Source organism: Vagococcus penaei, assembly GCF_001998885.1.
GTDB classification, from domain to species: Bacteria; Bacillota; Bacilli; order Lactobacillales; family Vagococcaceae; genus Vagococcus; species Vagococcus penaei.
Map to the genome: position 1 here is coordinate 1,928,062 of NZ_CP019609.1, position 17,979 is coordinate 1,946,040.

Consider the following 17,979-nt stretch of genomic DNA (forward strand, 5'->3'; position numbering starts at 1 on the left):
AAATGCTTAAAAAATTATCGTATATTTTGGCTATTTTAGGTCTACTTGTTTTATTGAGCTTACCGATTTTAGGTATTAGACAACATCTTAAACAGGCTAAAGTCGTATCAACATTTAAAGAGAATCAAGTGACCTATCAAGAGCATCCCGAAATGACTGAGTACCTTAAAGAACAGCATCGATTGCGTAATAAGCAGCATTTAGTTGATCCTTTTAGTCAAGAACTACTTGATGACAATCAAGCAGATAATCAAAATGATGTTCCAGTAGTGACAGAGGATGAGTTTAAAAAAGTGACGAGTGAGAATTCAGAAGTGGTTGGCTACATAACCCTCCCAACTATTAATGAAAAAGATTTACCTATATACATTGGTGCAACTAGTGATAATCTAGCTAAGGGAATTGCACAAGTGGCAGGAACAGATTTGCCACTTGATGGTAAAGGTACCCATAGTGTGTTATCCGGACATCGTGGTTACTATGGTACTAACTTCTTTATGTATCTTGATTATCTTCAGATAGGTGATATTTTTTATGTCACCTATCTAGATCAAACTGCTGCGTATATGGTGACAGGTAATGAAGTCATTACACCAATGGAGGCAGAAAAATTAATTGTTAAGCCGCCTTCAAACGAAGAATGGCTAACTCTTTTGACGTGCCATCCATTGCCATATTTAGATAAACGGTTATTGGTTCATAGTCAACGTATTCCACTAGAACTGACAAAGGGACAAACTCTACAAAAGGTTGACTCTTCGGACCACACAAATCAATCAGACTGGCAAGAAAAATTAGTTGGTGGTGAGGTCGCTGTTAATTTGCCAAAGAGTCAAGTGTTACGCCAAGTAAGTGGCTTACTGCAACATTCAGTTAAACTCTATGTGGTTATTCTTATTGTGGGAGGTATGACGCTTATTTTATTGTTGTATCGACTCATCAAATCTTTTGTGAACGATTAGATAGAATCATTTATGACAAATAGTTTTTTTATTTGCTTAATTAATTAAAATGGAAGGAGGCATGTTATCTTGACAACGAAAAAAAAGCAACGTTATCTTATGATATTAGTCTGGATTTTATACATTGTAGGGATAGCAGTGTTTTCCTATCCTTTTATTGCGAAAAAATATCATGAAAGAGTTCAAGTCAATGTTGCTAAAGGCTATCAACAAGAGGTTGAGAAACAAGATAAACAAAAATTAGCGAAGATTAAACAGGCTCAAAAGGAACATAATAAACAACTTAGTGATGACCAAGCCAATATTGATGATCAAAATTTTGGTGTCGAGGCAGAAAGGCAAATGCAAGAGGGAGGTATCTCTAATGTAACTCGTGAAGAATTGGGTGAAGTTGTAGCTGTTTTGGAAATTCCAAAAATACGCTTAACTTTGCCAGTTTATTATGGTACAAATAGTCAGCAAATTTCAAACGGTGCAGGTGTAATGAAAGAAACATCGTTACCTTTCGGGGGTGCTGATACGCATTCTGTTATCACTAGTCATCGAGGGTTGCCAACAGCCAAGCTATTTACTGATTTACCACAACTTCAGCAAGGAGATCAGTTTTTCATAAATGTGGCGAATGAAGTTCATGCTTATCAAGTCGATCAAATAAAAACGATTGACCCTGAAGATTACTCTGATTTGCAAATTATTCCAGGTGAAGATTATGTGACACTTTTGACGTGCACACCGTATATGATTAATAGTCATCGCTTATTGGTTCGAGGGAAAAGGGTTACACCGTATCGACCAGAATCTCGACAGGCAGAGATAAAAAAAGGACAGCATAGGCAGTTTAAAAAAATAATTATCGGAAGTTTATTAGCATTACTTTTGGTCGTCATTATTTTATTGGTTCGGCGATACTATAATCAAAAAAAATTAAACCGTAGTCGCTCGTTGCGAAAAAAAAACCGTGCTAAGAAATTACGTAAAAGAAGACGACATTAATTAGATAATTAAAAAAACACACAAGTGCTTTGTAAAATAGCGCTTGTGTGTTTTTATTTATTATTCAGGAATTGAATGTGCTAAACGACTAGCAGCGGCAGCAGCTATTGCGCCGACAATATCATCTAAAAAAGTATGAACCATATGAGTGCTATGATCATTTAATTTAGCTAGCACACCAGGTTTCACTTTATCAATGTAGCCATAGTTTGTAAAACCAATTGAACCGTACACGTTAACAATTGCTAGAGCTAAAATTTCATCAATGCCGTATAAACTAGCATCAGCTTCTAACATATCTTGTAAGGGTTCATCTAATTTTTTCTGTTCAGCGAGCTTATCTAATTGAACACCAGTAAAAATAGCATTCTGTACTTCGCGTTTAGCTAGAACAGCTTCAATGTTTTCTTCGCAGCGAGCAAGAGTTAAATCAGGTACATAGCTTTCTTGTAGAAAGTAGACCAGTTCGGCCATATCTTTCATAGTGACTCCACGGCTTAGTAAAACATCTTTAGCACTTTGTTTCATATTTTCTTTATTTAATATCATAAAAATTCTCCTTTACTAACTTAGTCTTTATCGATTTGTTGATCATATAGACTAGTACTATGCATTGGTTGAACACGTTCTTTAGGATTAATTAAGTGAACCGCATGATTGACAGCAACTGGAGCTTCACCAAAGCCGGTTGCAATTAAATCCACCTTACCATCATAAGTAGCAATATCGCCAATCGCAAATACACCTTCAAGACTCGTTGCCATTTGTGACGATACAGCAATTGAATTTCCTTTAAAGTCTAAATCCCATTTTTTGATTGGTCCTAGAGATGATGAAAAGCCATAACTGACAATTACATGGTCTACAGGGATAGTTTCAGTCAGATTCTCTTTAGGATTTTCAATTGTAATTGACTCTAATCTTTCCTGTGAATGATTTAGAGAGTGAATGACAAATGGTGTTTTTAGCTGGACAGTAGATGTCAGTAATTGTTTCATACTATATTCATGTGCTCTGAACTGGGGACGTCTATGGACAATAGTGACTGATTTTGCAACGTCCTTTAACATTAGAGCCCAGTCGACAGCAGAATCACCACCACCAAAGATGACGACATTTTGCTGACTAAATGCTTGATCATCTTTTAAATAATAATGTAATTGTTTACCTTCGAAGAGCTCATGGTCTTTAACATTTAAGCGTCGGGGTTGAAAAGAACCATTCCCGGCAGCAATAATAACCGTTTTTGAGTAATGAGTAGTCTGGTTTGTTTCTAGTTGAATTAAGCCATTATCCAATTTTGTCAAAGACTTAACAGCTTCCTCTAGACAGATGGTATGGTTAAAAGGCTCAATTTGTTTAATTAATGAATTAATCAAATCCTGGGCTTTAACCATTGGGAATCCTGCTACATCATAAATATATTTTTCAGGATATAACCATGCAAGTTGTCCACCTAATTCGGGCAAAATATCAATAATTTTTGTTTTGGCTTGTCGCATTCCAGCGTAAAAACTTGCAAACAATCCTGCAGGACCGCCTCCGATAATAGTTATATCATAAATTTCAGGGGACATAAAAAGCTACTCCTTTTCATTCGTTATAATCGCTAGTATACGTTATTTTAGTTGAAAAATGAAATATTTTTGATTAAGGACTTAAGTCAAACTAAATAGTTGATATATGACACCTTGTCATATATAATGACAAGGTGTCATATTAAAAGGAGGTTTAAATAGGTTATGCCGACAAAAACATTTTTTAGGTTAGATCAAGAAAAACAGGATAAAATTGTCGCTGCTGCCAAAAAAGAATTTTCCGATGCCTCTTTTCATGAGGCTGCCATTTCAAATATTGTTAAAGAATCGGGAATTTCAAGAGGGAGTTTTTACCAATATTTTACTGATAAAGAGGACTTATTTTATTACTGTCTTGATTTAATTAAAGAAGAGTCAGAAATGTATTATCTAAAATTACTTGAGATGAATCAGCGTGATTTTTTTGCAACTAATATCGCTTTTTTTAATTATCTTTCTGAAGTTGTGTTAACTGGTAATCAGGCTGATTTATATAAAAATATTTTTTTATATATGAACTATAAATCATCACATAAAATATTTGATAATCATCAACAATCATATCATAAAAAAAAATTATCGTATGAGACTTTGTTTGCAAGCATTAATTCCGATCAATTAACAATTGATACTGTTACTGATTTTGAACTTTTATTTAAAGTAATTGTATCAATGATTTTTATGTCAATTAATGACGCTTATAGACAAAAATCATGTGACACTACATTTGATATAAAAAAAATACAAGCACAATTCGCTAAAAAAATGACTTGGATTCAGTTAGGAATTGTCGAAAGGAACTAGGTAGATGATAAAATTATTAAGACGAATGTCACTGTCTGCTGTTGCACTAGCTGTTGTCTTTATCTGTGTCCAAGTTGCTTCGGATTTGTTTTTACCGACGCTGACTTCGGATATTATTGACAATGGTGTCAGTAAAGGAAATATTTCGTATATTTGGAAAATCGGGATGATTATGCTAGGTGTTTCTTTAGTGGGAATTGTAGGAGCGCTATTGAACACTTATATAGCAACAAAAGAATCACAAAAATTAGGTAAAAACTTACGTTCGGACATCTATCGTAAAGTTGAGTATGCCTCTAATTCTGAATTCGACAAATTAGGAACGGCCTCTTTAATTACTCGAACAACCAATGATGTAAACCAAATTCAAATGGTTGTACAATTATTTCTTCGTGTCATGATTACGGCGCCGATTACTTTAGTTGGAGCCAGTATTTTGGCTTATCAACGTGATCATAATTTAACTAAAATTTTTATCGTGATTATTCCAGTCATTATTGTTGTTGTTGGTGGGGCAATGTATTTTGCAGTACCACTATTTAAAAGTTTACAAAAGAAAACTGATAATTTAAATTTAGTTTTTCGTGAAGGATTAACAGGGATTCGGGTCATTCGTGCATTCAATCAATCTTCTTTTGAGGAAGAGCGCTTTGATTCTGCTAATAAGGATTATACAAATACAGCGATTAAAGTGAACTTGATTTTATCATTCTTGATGCCAGTCATTACATTAATTGTTAGTGTGACTAATATTGCAATTATTTGGTTTGGTGGTCATGGAGTTGCTGAGGGTACTTTAGAAGTTGGTAATATGATTGCTTTTATGACATATGCGATGCAAATTTTAATGAGTTTTATGATGTTGACGATGATTTTTATTTTTGTACCACGTGCCCAAGTATCAGCTACACGAATCAACGAGGTATTAAATATGGAAAATGATATTCCTGATAGTTCAACACCACAAGAGATGGTTAGTACCAAGGAATTGGCTTTTCAACATGTTGATTTCCGCTATAAAGGAGCTGAAAATTTAGCATTGCAAGACATCGATTTTAAGGCTAAAAAAGGTGATATTGTAGCAGTAATCGGTGGTACAGGTGCGGGTAAAACGACGCTTGTTAATATGATTCCACGTTTTTATGATGCTGAAACTGGACAAGTACTCGTGAATAATGTTGACGTTAAAACTGTCAAACAAAAAGAACTTCGCGAACATATAGGCTTTGTTCCTCAAAAAGCAATGTTGTTTACCGGGACTATTCGAAGTAATATGCAATACGGTAAGAAAGATGCCACTGATGAAGAAATTTGGCAAGCTTTAGCTATTGCTCAAGCGAAAAATTTTGTAGAGGAACTGCCTGATGGGTTGGATAGTACTGTCGAACAGGGAGGCTCTAACTTTTCTGGTGGTCAACGTCAACGATTATGTATTGCCCGAGCTTTGATTAAACCGGCTGATATTTATGTTTTTGATGATTCATTCTCAGCGCTTGATTTTAAAACAGATGCAGCATTGCGAGCTGCTTTACGTGAAGATGTAACGGACGCGGTCATTGTGATTGTTGCTCAACGTATTAGTACGGTTATTGATGCTGATATCATTATTGTCTTAGATGATGGTCGAATGGTCGAAAAGGGTGTCCATCATGAGCTTAAAAACAACAATGGTACGTATCAAGAAATTCTTGAATCTCAAATGAAAAAGGAGGAGATTGAATGAGACCAGGACCGGGCCCAGTAGGTAAAGGTGGTAAAAAAAGCAAGCCCAAAAATTTTTGGGGTACCACGAAACGATTATTTGGCTATATGTCAAGTAAAATTTATCTTGTAATATTGGTATTTGTCTTAGCAATAGCCTCCACAATTTTCCAAATTCGTACACCTAAAATATTAGGTGAGGCGACGACTGAAATTTTTAATGGCTTAATGAAAGCAAAAGGTATGATGTCACAAGGACTAAAAGTTGATAAAGTACCAATTGATTTTGATAAAATTGCTCAGATACTAATGCTTGTTTTCGCACTGTATTTAGCGTCTGCGGTGTTTAGTTTTATCCAACAATTTATTATGACCAAAGTGACTCAACGAACAGTGTATCAGTTAAGAAAAGACATGAAAGAAAAAATGACACGTTTACCTGTTTCTTATTATGATACACATTCTAATGGTGATATTATGTCACGTGCAATTAACGATATGGATAATATTGCGACAACTTTGCAACAAAATGTTACGCAATTTATTACCAGTATTGTTATGCTTGTCGGTATTTTATGGATGATGTTTTCAATTAGTTGGAAATTAGCTCTAGTAGCTTTAGCAACAGTGCCGCTTAGTTTAATTGTGACGATGATTGTAGCACCTAAATCACAAAAATATTTTGCTAAACAACAAAAAAGTTTAGGTCTACTAAATAATCAAGTAGAAGAAACGTACGGTGCTCATGGCGTAATCAAAAGTTTTAGCCATGAAGATGAAGATATCATTAAATTTGAAGAACAAAATGAACAATTGTATCATGCTGGTTGGAAAGCACAATTTATTTCGAGTATTATTATGCCTTTGATGAACTTTGTCAAAAATATAGGCTATGTTTTTGTCGCAGTGATTGGTGGAATTCAAGTTGCCAATGGCCGACTACCCCTTGGTGACGTTCAAGCCTTTATGCAGTATACTAACCAGTTTTCACAACCAATTGGGCAACTGGCAAGTATTGTAAATACTATTCAAGCGACGATTGCTTCTGCTGAGCGTGTATTTGAAGTTCTTGATGAGTTAGATATGGTTAATGAGTCAGTTGAAGTTGTTCGTTATCCTGAAGGACAAAGTAAAATTGTCTTCCAAAATGTAGCCTTTGGGTATGAAAAAAATCAATTATTGATGACTGATGTTAATTTATCAGTTGATACTGGTCAAAAAGTTGCGATTGTTGGTCCGACAGGTGCGGGTAAAACAACGATGATTAACCTATTAGAACGGTTTTATGATGTAACTGATGGAAATATTTTCTACAATAATCAAGATATTCGTAATATTAGTCGTGAGAAATTACGACAACATTTCTCAATGGTGTTACAAGATACATGGTTATTTACGGGCACCATTTTTGACAATATTCATTATGGCAATCGTTTAGCGTCACGAGATGACGTACTTGAGGCGGCAAAAGCGGCTTATGTTGATGAATTTGTAAGACGTTTACCAGATGGTTATGACACTATCTTAAATGAAGAAGCATCCAATATTTCTCAAGGCCAACGACAATTAATTACGATTGCTCGTGCGTTTCTAGCAAATCCTGATGTGTTGATTTTAGATGAAGCAACATCAAGTGTCGATACTCGGACGGAACTCTTAATTCAAAAGGCAATGGATCAATTACTAGAAAATCGTACAAGCTTTGTTGTTGCGCATAGATTATCAACGATTCGTGATGCAGATAAAATTTTAGTGATGGATCAAGGAAATATTATTGAAACAGGTAATCATGATGAATTGATGGCACAAGCTGGTTTTTATGCTGATTTGTATAATAGTCAATTTTCTGGTAACCCTGCGATTTAGTTAAATTAAAAACCATTTAGTGAAAAAAACTAAATGGTTTTTTTTGTTTTATTTTTAATAAAATGTTACCGGTAACTCCTTACTAAAACTTAAGTTATAAAATATTTTCACAAAGATATTGAATTCCATCATTATTCATGATAAACTAATGTGAAAAGAGTCACAAAAGGAGGATGTTAATTATGGAAATTAATAAGAAAGCCAAATCAGTCCCAAAAGCAACTGCTAAAAGAATTCCTTTATATTTTCGTTATTTGAAAACATTAGACCAAAGTGGTGTCAAACGGATTAAATCAAGAGAATTCAGTCAAATGATTCAAATTCCTTCCGCAACAATTCGTCGTGATTTTTCACATTTCGGTGAATTAGGTCGTAGTGGTTATGGTTACGATGTCCCTTATCTAATTGAAGTATTCAGTCAAATATTGAATACTGATATTGAAAAACGCATAGCTCTAGTTGGTGTCGGTAACTTAGGTCGTGCTTTAATGAAAAATAATTTTCGTAAAAATCGTAATTTAAATATTGTTGCTGCTTTTGATGCGAGTTCTGAGACTATCGGTGAAACAATTAACGGGGTTAAAGTATTTAGTATGGAAGACTTAGCGGAAGTAGTTAGAAAAGAAGGAATTACAACTGCTATTATGACTGTGCCCAGTGATAAAGCTCAAGTAGTTATTGATCAACTAGTTATTGCAGGAATCACTGCCGTCTTAAACTTTGCACCCAAACGTGTTAAAGTACCTCATGATGTTCAAGTGCAGTATATTGATCTAACAACAGAATTACAAACTCTTATTTACTATGATGAGCATTATAATGGCGTTGATTTACAAGTGTTAAAATAGGCTAGGCAAGTTTTTTGTCAGTACTCCTTTAAGTGTTATATACTCAAATTATAAAACTTAGAGGAGTGTTTATTTATGCAAATTACGTTAAAAGGTCAACCTGTTGACTTAGAAGGTGTTCAACCAAAAGTTGGGGATAAAGCACCTAACTTTACTTTATTAGATTTAACTGATCAAGTGGTTGATTTGAGCAAACTATCTGATAAACCCGTTTTAGTTAGTGTCGTACCCGATATTAATACAGGTGTTTGTCAAATTCAAACGAAACGCTTTAATGAAGAAGCAAGTCAATTAACAGGTGTTCACTTCTTAACGATATCTAATAACACAAAAGATGAACAAGCCTCTTGGTGTGGTGCTGAAGGTATCACAATGACAATGTTACGTGATACAGATTTAGAATTCGCTAAAAATTATGGTCTATTAATTCCTGCAATCAACCGTTTGGCTCGTGCGGTCTTTGTTATTGCCCCAAATGGTGACATTGTTTATGAAGAAATCGTTCCTGAAGTGTCAACGGAACCAGATTTTGAACAAGCTTTAGCTGCTATTAACACGTTAAATTAAGTTTAATTAAATCAGATGCCGATGTGTATCTGGTTTTTTTCTTTTTCTTCTTACATTGTTGCTGAAAAGTTAGTTACTAAGTGATTTAAGGTTTGACCTACTAACAATTTAATTGTAAAATGAATCTTAATAAGTCATGCGTTGAGTAAGAGGAGTAACATTGGGACGTGTTTAGAGAGAAAACCATTTGCTGCAAGGTTTTTCACGAAGCGATGTGAAGGTAGCTTAGGAGCAGATACGTCCGGTTGGTAATCGTTATCTTACTAAATGAGTGACAATATCTAGTATCCCTAGTTATTGTAAGCTAGGTGGTACCGCGAACTAATCAATTCGTCCTAAAATAGAAATATTTTAGGGCTTTTTTTATTTTTAATATGAGAAAGGAAGTTATGTGATGACTGAAGAAACGAATAATTTAGCATCGAAATTTGATCCACATGCGGTTGAAGCGGGTCGCTATAATCAGTGGTTAGAAAAAGAATTATTTAAACCAAGTGGAGATGAGACAGCTGAAGCTTACTCAATTGTTATTCCACCACCAAATGTGACTGGAAAACTTCATTTAGGTCATGCTTGGGATACAACATTACAAGACATGATTATTCGTCAAAAAAGAATGCAAGGCTTTGATACGTTATGGTTACCAGGTATGGATCATGCCGGAATTGCGACTCAAGCAAAAGTTGAAGAAAAACTGCGTGCAGAGGGGATCACACGCTATGATCTGGGGCGCGACAAGTTTATTGAAAAAACGCAAGAATGGAAAGAAGAGTATGCTGATCATATTCGTGAACAATGGGCGAAACTTGGCTTATCATTGGACTATTCACGTGAGCGCTTCACTTTGGATGATGGTTTATCGGATGCAGTTCGTAAGGTGTTTGTAACACTTTACAATAAAGGTTTAATTTATCGTGGGGAATATATCATTAACTGGGATCCTCAGGCTAAAACAGCTTTGTCGGATATTGAAGTCATTCACCAAGATGTGGAAGGTGCCTTTTACCACATGTACTATCCGTTAGCAGATGGTAGTGGACAGTTAGAGATTGCAACAACACGTCCAGAAACAATGTTGGGTGATACAGCGATTGCCGTACATCCTTCAGATGAGCGCTACAAAGATTTAATTGGTAAAACCGTTATTTTACCATTAGTTAATAAAGAAATCCCAATTATTGGTGATGACTATGTTGATGTAGATTTCGGAACAGGTGTCGTGAAAATTACACCAGCTCATGACCCTAATGACTTTGAGGTAGGTAATCGCCATGATTTACCACGTGTTAATGTGATGAATCCTGATGCGACAATGAACGACTTAGCCGGTAAATATGCAGGCATGGATCGATTTGCAGCTCGAAAAGCGGTTATCAGTGATTTAGATGATTTAGGCTTATTGAAAAAAATTGAAAAGATGACACATAGTGTTGGACATTCTGAACGAACAGGTGTTGTAGTCGAACCACGTTTATCGACACAATGGTTTGTTAAAATGCAACCTCTAGCAGAAATGGCCATTAACAATCAAGCGACTGATGATGCAGTTGATTTTTATCCTCCGCGTTTTAATCAAACGTTCTTAACTTGGATGGAAAATGTTCATGATTGGGTAATTTCACGTCAATTATGGTGGGGACATCAAATTCCTGCATGGTACCATAAAGAAACTGGTGAAATGTATGTAGGCGAAACAGCACCAGTTGATAGTGACAATTGGATTCAAGATGAAGACGTGTTGGATACTTGGTTCAGTTCAGCGCTTTGGCCGTTTTCAACAATGGGTTGGCCAGATACGGATAGCCATGATTTTAAACGATATTTCCCAACAAATACTTTAGTGACTGGTTACGATATTATCTTTTTCTGGGTGAGTCGTATGATTTTCCAAAGCTTAGAATTTACTAATGAACGTCCATTTAATAATGTTTTGATTCATGGTTTAATTCGGGCTGAAGATGGCCGTAAAATGAGTAAATCATTGGGTAACGGAATTGACCCAATGGATGTGATTGATAAGTATGGTGCCGATGCTTTACGTTGGTTCTTATCAAATGGTTCCACACCAGGACAAGACATGCGTTTTAGTTACGAAAAAATGGATGCAGCCTGGAACTTTATCAATAAAATTTGGAATGCGTCTCGTTTTGTATTAATGAATATCGAAGGCTTTACTTATCACGATATTCAATTAGAAGGTAAAAAGACGTTGGCTGATGAATGGATTTTAACGCGATTAAATGACACGATTGAGCGTGTAACATACTTCTTCGATAAATTTGAATTTGGTGAAGCGGGTCGCTATCTATATAACTTTATTTGGGATGATTTCTGTGATTGGTACATTGAAATGAGTAAAGAAGTACTTTATGGTGAGGATGAAACGCAAAAACAAATGACACGTAGCATTTTAACACATGTGTTAGATAATATTTTACGTTTATTACACCCAATCATGCCATTTGTGACGGAAGAAATTTGGGAAAAAATTCCACATCAAGGTGAGTCGATTGTTGTCGCAGCATATCCAGTTGTGAATGAAAAATATACGAATGACGTAGCTGCTGAAGGTATGGAAACACTGAAAGAATTAATTCGTTCAGTGAGAAATATTCGTGCTGAAGTGAACACACCTTTATCTAAGCCAATTACTTTATTAATTAAACCAACTACTGATAGTGTGGCAAGCTTCCTAGCTGCTAATACAAATTATATTGAACGTTTCTGTAATCCAGAAGAATTAGTCTTATCTGAAACAGTTCAAGTACCTGATACAGCGATGAGTGCCGTGATTACTGGTGCGGAAATTTACTTACCTTTAGAAGGGCTAATCAATATTGAGGAAGAAATTATCCGTTTAGAAAAAGAGTTGGCGAAGTGGACGGACGAAGTATCACGAGTGCAAAAGAAATTAGCTAATGAACGTTTTGTTTCTAATGCCCCTGAAGAAGTTGTTGCGGGTGAAAAAGCGAAAGAAAAAGAATATTTAAATAAACAAGCCGCTGTAACTGAGCGTATTGCTAATTTAAAAAAATAATAAGGACTGGTGTTGTAAGATGACCTACGAGCAAACAGTAGCTTGGATACATGATCGTTTAAAGTTTGGTATTAGACCGGGATTGGAACGAATTAACTATCTTTTAGAACGTTTGGATAATCCGCAGCATAAGTTGCGGACTGTTCATATTGCTGGAACAAATGGTAAGGGCTCAACAACAACTTTTTTACGGAACTTATTAGAACAATCTGGCTTAACGGTCGGGACGTTCACATCACCTTATATTGAATGTTTTAATGAACGTATTTCTATTAATGGCGCATTCATTCCTAATGATGAGTTAGTCGCAGTATTTCAGAAAGTTCAACCCATTGTCTTAGAGATGGATCAAGATGACCATCTCAAAGACATGGTCGAATTTGAAATTTTAACGGCAATGATGTTTCAATATTTTTACGAAAAGCAAGTCGATATTGTATTGGTTGAAGTAGGTTTAGGCGGCTTGCTTGATTCAACTAATGTTATTACTCCACTTGCTTCAGCAATTACAACAATCGGTTTGGATCATGTTGATATTTTAGGACATACTTTGGCTGAAATTGCGACTCAAAAAGCAGGAATAATCAAACCAAATGTCCCAGTTGTTGTTGGTAAAGTTGATGCTGAAGCACTTGACGTGATTCGTCAAACAGCTAAGAATTTTACGAGTCCACTTTATCAATATGGCATTGATTTTACTAGCAATTATCACCAACCAGATGGTCAATGGGGAGAAGTTTTTGACTATCAATCATCGCAAATGACTGTTCCACAAATTCGTACAGGATTAATGGGGAAACATCAAGTGGATAATGCATCAGTTGCTATTCAATTATATGAAATTATATGTCAACAGGTCGGTCTTCGCCCGCAAATCAAATATGTTCGACAAGGACTTGCTCAAACAACGTGGCCAGGTCGAATGGAAAAACTTTCGGATGAACCCTTTATTGTAATTGATGGAGCGCATAACGAGCATTCAATGGCTATTTTATGTGATAATTTACGAAAAGAATTCAAAGGGATGAGAACACATGTCATTTTTGGTGCCCTAACAACAAAAGATGTCTCTGGCATGCTTGCTGACTTACGGAAGGTTCCTAATTTGAGTCTTTGCGTGACGGAGTTCGATTATCCTAAAGCAATGACTCAAGCCGATTATGCCGCAATGGATGTAATAACTTATAATCATTGGCAAAAAGCTTTAGTTGATGTCTTAGAATTAGCAGATATTGATGACTTAATTTTAATTACTGGTTCGTTATATTTTATTTCGCAAGTTAGACAAGAATTATTAGGAGGAGATATAGGTAATGAAAAAAATTAGCGGTGTGATTTTCGATATGGACGGCTTATTATTAGATACTGAAGCGATTTATTCGCGAGTGAATATTGAGATAGCGCCTAAGTGGGGAATCGAAGGCTATGATGAAACGACTTACATGGAAGAAATCGGACTAGGAGAAAAAGCGGTTCATGCAAAATATTTTAAAGATTACGCTCAATTACCTAAAGAATCTATCGATGGCTTCTTTAAGGATACTCGTCAAATAATTGAACGTGAGTTTTTAGAAAAAGGGGCCCCGTTAAAATCAGGTGTACTGGAACTGATGGCTTATTTAAAAGAACAAAATATTCCGATGGTTGTTGCGTCGAGCAATCACCGTGAAGCAATTAATAACTTGTTAGCTAAAGCCGGTATTTTATCTGATTTTAAAGGTAGTGTATCTGGTGATGAAGTGACGCATGCTAAACCACATCCAGAGATTGTTGAAAAAGCAGTCGCATTATTAGGGACAAAGCCCGAAGAAACTCTGATGCTGGAAGATTCTTTAAATGGTATTCGAGCAAGTCATGTAGCGGGAGTACCGGTTATTATGGTGCCAGATATCTTACCTGCGAATGATGAAGCTAGAGAAAAAGCATATGCTATTGAACCGGATTTGCTTGCAGTGCTAGAGTTAATTAAAAATAAATAATAAAAAAACCTTTAATTACTTATCTTATTTATAAGATAGTGATTGGAGGTTTTTTAAATGAGTCAATTTATATGTGAACACATGGCGGAATGTCGACCACGTGAAAGATTATTAAATTATGGTGTGTCAGCATTATCTCACCAAGAATTACTAGCTATTATTTTACGAACAGGGGCAAAAAATAAAGATGTTTTGGAATTATCAAAAGATGTATTAACTCATTTTGGTACACTTTATGACCTGAAAACAGCTAGCATTGAAGAACTCATGAGTATTAGAGGTATTGGCCAAGTGAAGGCTTTAGAGCTTTTAGCTACAATAGAATTTGGTCTAAGATTGTCCTTATCATCAGAAGTGAAGTTAGGTCAAATCGTGTCTAGTTATGATTTGGCCCAACAGCTAATTATTGAAATGAAAGATTTACGTCAAGAAAAATTAATGGCACTATATTTAAATACTAAAAATGAGTTAATTCGCAAGGAGACGATTTTTATAGGATCGATAAACCAGTCGGTAGCACATCCCAGAGAAATTTTTCGAATTGCAGTTAAAGTCGCCGCGGCAAGAATGATAATTGTTCACAATCATCCATCAGGTAATCCGGAACCATCCAAACAAGACGAAGCATTTACTAGTCGTTTGGTTAAATGTGGACTGATGTTGGGGATTGAAGTACTAGACCATTTAGTTATAGGAAGTGACGGATATGTTAGCTTTAAAGAGACAAATCGGATATAAAATTGTAGGATAACCCTTGCAATTATATAACGTATGCGTTATGATAAATGTGTAATTTGATTTTGGATTTCAATAGAAGTTGTTTCAAACGAGATAGACACCTCTATCGACCGAAAGCAAGAATTACAAATATCATTATGTGCTTTAGGGCACGAGGAGGAAAATATCATGGCTCAAGGAACAGTAAAATGGTTTAACGCTGAAAAAGGTTTTGGTTTTATCCAACAAGAAGAAGGAAACGACGTATTCGTACACTTCTCAGCAATCGAAGGTGACGGATTTAAAACTTTAGAAGAAGGTCAAGCAGTATCATTCGATATCGAAGAAACTGACCGTGGACCACAAGCAGCTAACGTAACTAAAAACTAATAATGTTACTACAAGAATCTATGACTAGTCATAGATTCTTTTTTTGTAAAATGCAACCTTAACGGCACATAAAGAGTTCTGCAGTATGTGATGTTAAGGTTAGTCAGTATGAATTAATTAGTTTTAGGGGTTAAATAATACATTCTAAAAGTGTCGATATCTGATTCTTTCCAGTCACAAACTTGTTTGATGTAATTTTCAATCCCACCAAATTTAGTATCGAGTGTGTGATAAGCAGTCTCTAAATATTTTTTTTGGACTTCTAAAGCTGTTAAAACAGCTTTTTTTTGATCATCAGACAAGGTGTATTGTGTCGAAATGACTTGAAGCATAGCATCATTTGCTTTTTTTCGTGAGGCATTCGTTTTTAAATAGTCGTCAAAAATAACGTTACGTGGAACGTCAAGTAATTCTAAAACTAGCATTGCAGCGACTCCAGTACGATCTTTTCCTGCAAAGCAATGAAAGATAGAACTACCGTCTGCAAACATTAGTTGATTAAAAAATTCTTTGTATCCTTGCTGGGCATTCTCATCTAAAATTAGTTGTTGATAAAGACCTTCCATATATGTGTCAACATCATCGGGATTTTTTAATTTCATAAAGTCACTTAAACTAGCGTTACTCTCTTGGGTTCCTTTAAATAGATTAATATGAACGTAATCTGTGTCTGTTATCATAACATCTGGGTGCTTAGCAATCTCTGTGTCATTGCGAAAATCAATAACTTTAACAAGATGGTGGTCATTTAATAGTGATACGTCATCTGCTGTCAATTGATACAGTTCACCTGAGCGTAATAAACGATTGTTCTTGATAAATTGCCCCTGACGATTTTTTAAGTTACCTAAATCTCTAAAGTTTGTAATCATTTTAGTAGCTCCTTAAATACACATATTTGTTTGTTGCTTATCTTTCATTATAGGGGATATAATTAAAAAGGTAAAATAATTAGATAGAAGTATGAATGGTTACTTAAAAGTCTACTTGTTTTGTGAAAAAAACTTTTAGCTAGTAAGAAAAAATAACTAGATCTACTTATTAACTTAAAGATTGAATACTTGAGCTTAGCCGTGTACAATAGTCATATTAAACTTTGTTAAGGAGACATAGGAACATGCTTAAAAAAAAGGAATCCTTTATTCCTAAAATTAGTACCGTACAATTTATCACGATCATGTTTATAGTAATTATTTTTCTCGGTGCTTTTTTATTATGGTTGCCGTTCACACAACGTGAAGGACAGTCAATTAGTTTTATTAATGCATTATTTGTTGCAACATCTTCTGTTTGTGTAACTGGATTAACACCAGTTAATATTTCAGAAGTCTTTAACCCTATTGGACACACGATTATGCTGCTTTTAATCGAATTGGGTGGATTAGGGTTTATGTCAGTTGTTTTAACCATTGCTATTTTATTAAAAAAACGTCTATCGTTCCAATCACGATTAATTATGAAAGACATGTTAAATGCCGATAGTCATGGTGGGATTGTGAGACTGTTACAATTTGTTTTACGTTTTTCACTTATTGTTCAGACAGCAGGAGCTATCTTATTGAGTATTCAATTTGTACCAGAATATGGCTTAGCGAAAGGAATATATTTTAGTATTTTTCATGCCGTTTCTGCATTTTGTAATGCGGGATTTGATTTGTTTGGTAATAGTTTGATTGGTTACCAATCAAACCCATATGTTTTAATGGTTATTTCCTTACTCATTATTGCAGGTGGTTTTGGTTTTATTGTTTGGTATGATTTGATTTTTTATAAAAAATCACATAAATTATCATTACATACACGTCTTGCTTTTATTGTCACTGGCATTCTGCTTGTAACGGGTACGCTAATTTTCTACTTTACTGATTCGCTTAAAACTGGTTCATGGGTTGTTCGATTAGTTAATAGTTTCTTTTTAAGCGTGACACCTAGAACTGCTGGATTTGTATCCATTGACTACGCTGATTTTAGCTATGCAGGTATTTTATTGACGATTGTACTAATGTTTATCGGAGGAACATCTGGTTCTACTGCTGGTGGAGTTAAAACAACTACTATTGGTGTTTTAGGCTTACAGGTGATTAGTTTATTTAAAGGTCGCGAAGCTGCTGAAGGATTTGAGCGGACAGTACCAATGGCAATTGTATTAAAATCATTTGTGCTAGTCTTTTTTGCTAGCATGCTATGCTTTGTGAGTGCATTGATTTTGTCCCTAACTGAGAATGTACCGCAAAACTCAGGAATTGAATATGTTCTCTTCGAAGTTGTCTCAGCATTTGCTACTGTTGGACTAACGATGGGATTAACGCCTGACTTAACAACGTTTGGCAAAGGACTAATTATTATGCTTATGTTCATTGGTCGTGTTGGTTTATATACGGTTAGTTTTTCATTAATTAGACAATCGTCTAAAGCAAATAAAAACAATATTACTTATCCAAAAGAAACAGTGCTAGTAGGATAGTGAAAGACAAAAAGTGTTGGTTGATAAAAACCAACACTTTTTTTATTTTTTAAGTAAAAACACTTAACAAATTA

The 17,979-nt window shown here is 35.1% G+C and carries 16 protein-coding genes and 1 other annotated feature; of the genes, 13 read left to right on the forward strand and 3 right to left on the reverse strand.

The features are described 5' to 3' along the window. Positions 1–2 precede the first annotated feature (2 nt). On the forward strand, positions 3–962 hold the full coding sequence (locus BW732_RS09110) for a class C sortase (protein WP_077276459.1): 960 nt from the start codon (positions 3–5) through the stop codon (positions 960–962). A 69-nt stretch (positions 963–1,031) separates the two neighbouring features. Continuing rightward, a complete protein-coding gene (locus BW732_RS09115; RefSeq protein WP_077276460.1) occupies positions 1,032–1,955 on the forward strand; it encodes a class C sortase in 924 nt (307 codons plus the stop codon). Positions 1,956–2,015: 60 nt separating this feature from the next. Here the strand turns inward: BW732_RS09115 and BW732_RS09120 are convergent, their stop codons facing one another. Next, entirely contained in the window at positions 2,016–2,504 is a 489-nt protein-coding gene (locus tag BW732_RS09120) for a phosphatidylglycerophosphatase A family protein (RefSeq protein ID WP_077276461.1), read from the reverse strand. Positions 2,505–2,524: 20 nt separating this feature from the next. Then, positions 2,525–3,532, reverse strand: coding sequence for an NAD(P)/FAD-dependent oxidoreductase (locus BW732_RS09125; RefSeq protein ID WP_077276462.1), 1,008 nt, complete (start codon positions 3,530–3,532; stop codon positions 2,525–2,527). Positions 3,533–3,697: 165 nt separating this feature from the next. Here BW732_RS09125 and BW732_RS09130 point away from each other — a divergent pair, with 165 nt between their 5' ends. The 10 genes from BW732_RS09130 to BW732_RS09175 all read left to right on the forward strand — a co-directional run bounded on the left by BW732_RS09130 (position 3,698) and on the right by BW732_RS09175 (position 15,441). After that, on the forward strand, positions 3,698–4,336 hold the full coding sequence (locus tag BW732_RS09130) for a TetR/AcrR family transcriptional regulator (protein ID WP_077276463.1): 639 nt from the start codon (positions 3,698–3,700) through the stop codon (positions 4,334–4,336). Positions 4,337–4,340: 4 nt separating this feature from the next. Further along, a complete protein-coding gene (locus BW732_RS09135) occupies positions 4,341–6,059 on the forward strand; it encodes an ABC transporter ATP-binding protein (protein ID WP_077276464.1) in 1,719 nt (572 codons plus the stop codon). Next, positions 6,056–7,903: an ABC transporter ATP-binding protein gene (locus tag BW732_RS09140; RefSeq protein ID WP_077276465.1), complete on the forward strand. Its 1,848-nt coding sequence runs from the start codon at positions 6,056–6,058 to the stop codon at positions 7,901–7,903. Before BW732_RS09135 ends, BW732_RS09140 begins: the two co-directional genes overlap by 4 nt. A gap of 182 nt (positions 7,904–8,085) precedes the next feature. Further along, positions 8,086–8,751: a redox-sensing transcriptional repressor Rex gene (locus BW732_RS09145; RefSeq protein WP_077276466.1), complete on the forward strand. Its 666-nt coding sequence runs from the start codon at positions 8,086–8,088 to the stop codon at positions 8,749–8,751. Positions 8,752–8,826: 75 nt separating this feature from the next. Next, complete coding sequence (gene tpx, locus BW732_RS09150; RefSeq protein WP_077276467.1) at positions 8,827–9,318, forward strand: thiol peroxidase; 492 nt, start codon at positions 8,827–8,829, stop codon at positions 9,316–9,318. Positions 9,319–9,450: 132 nt separating this feature from the next. After that, positions 9,451–9,659, forward strand: a binding site (T-box leader). Between the two features lie 53 nt (positions 9,660–9,712). Then, positions 9,713–12,355 (forward strand): valine--tRNA ligase, encoded by a 2,643-nt coding sequence (locus tag BW732_RS09155; protein WP_077276468.1) that lies wholly within the window; start codon positions 9,713–9,715, stop codon positions 12,353–12,355. 19 nt (positions 12,356–12,374) lie between these two features. Continuing rightward, the gene (locus BW732_RS09160) at positions 12,375–13,682 is read left to right on the forward strand and encodes a bifunctional folylpolyglutamate synthase/dihydrofolate synthase (RefSeq protein ID WP_077276469.1); all 1,308 of its coding nucleotides are present in this window, start codon (positions 12,375–12,377) and stop codon (positions 13,680–13,682) included. Then, complete coding sequence (locus BW732_RS09165; RefSeq protein ID WP_077276470.1) at positions 13,669–14,334, forward strand: HAD family hydrolase; 666 nt, start codon at positions 13,669–13,671, stop codon at positions 14,332–14,334. Before BW732_RS09160 ends, BW732_RS09165 begins: the two co-directional genes overlap by 14 nt. Positions 14,335–14,391: 57 nt before the next feature. Continuing rightward, entirely contained in the window at positions 14,392–15,072 is a 681-nt protein-coding gene (gene radC / locus BW732_RS09170; protein ID WP_077276471.1) for a RadC family protein, read from the forward strand. Positions 15,073–15,240: 168 nt separating this feature from the next. Next, complete coding sequence (locus tag BW732_RS09175; RefSeq protein ID WP_077276472.1) at positions 15,241–15,441, forward strand: cold-shock protein; 201 nt, start codon at positions 15,241–15,243, stop codon at positions 15,439–15,441. 113 nt (positions 15,442–15,554) lie between these two features. Here BW732_RS09175 and BW732_RS09180 read toward each other — a convergent pair whose 3' ends face one another. Continuing rightward, positions 15,555–16,313, reverse strand: coding sequence for a tyrosine-protein phosphatase (locus tag BW732_RS09180; protein ID WP_077276473.1), 759 nt, complete (start codon positions 16,311–16,313; stop codon positions 15,555–15,557). A gap of 245 nt (positions 16,314–16,558) precedes the next feature. Between BW732_RS09180 and BW732_RS09185 the strand changes: the two genes are divergently transcribed. Beyond that, positions 16,559–17,905 (forward strand): TrkH family potassium uptake protein, encoded by a 1,347-nt coding sequence (locus BW732_RS09185; protein WP_077276474.1) that lies wholly within the window; start codon positions 16,559–16,561, stop codon positions 17,903–17,905. Positions 17,906–17,979: the final 74 nt, after the last annotated feature.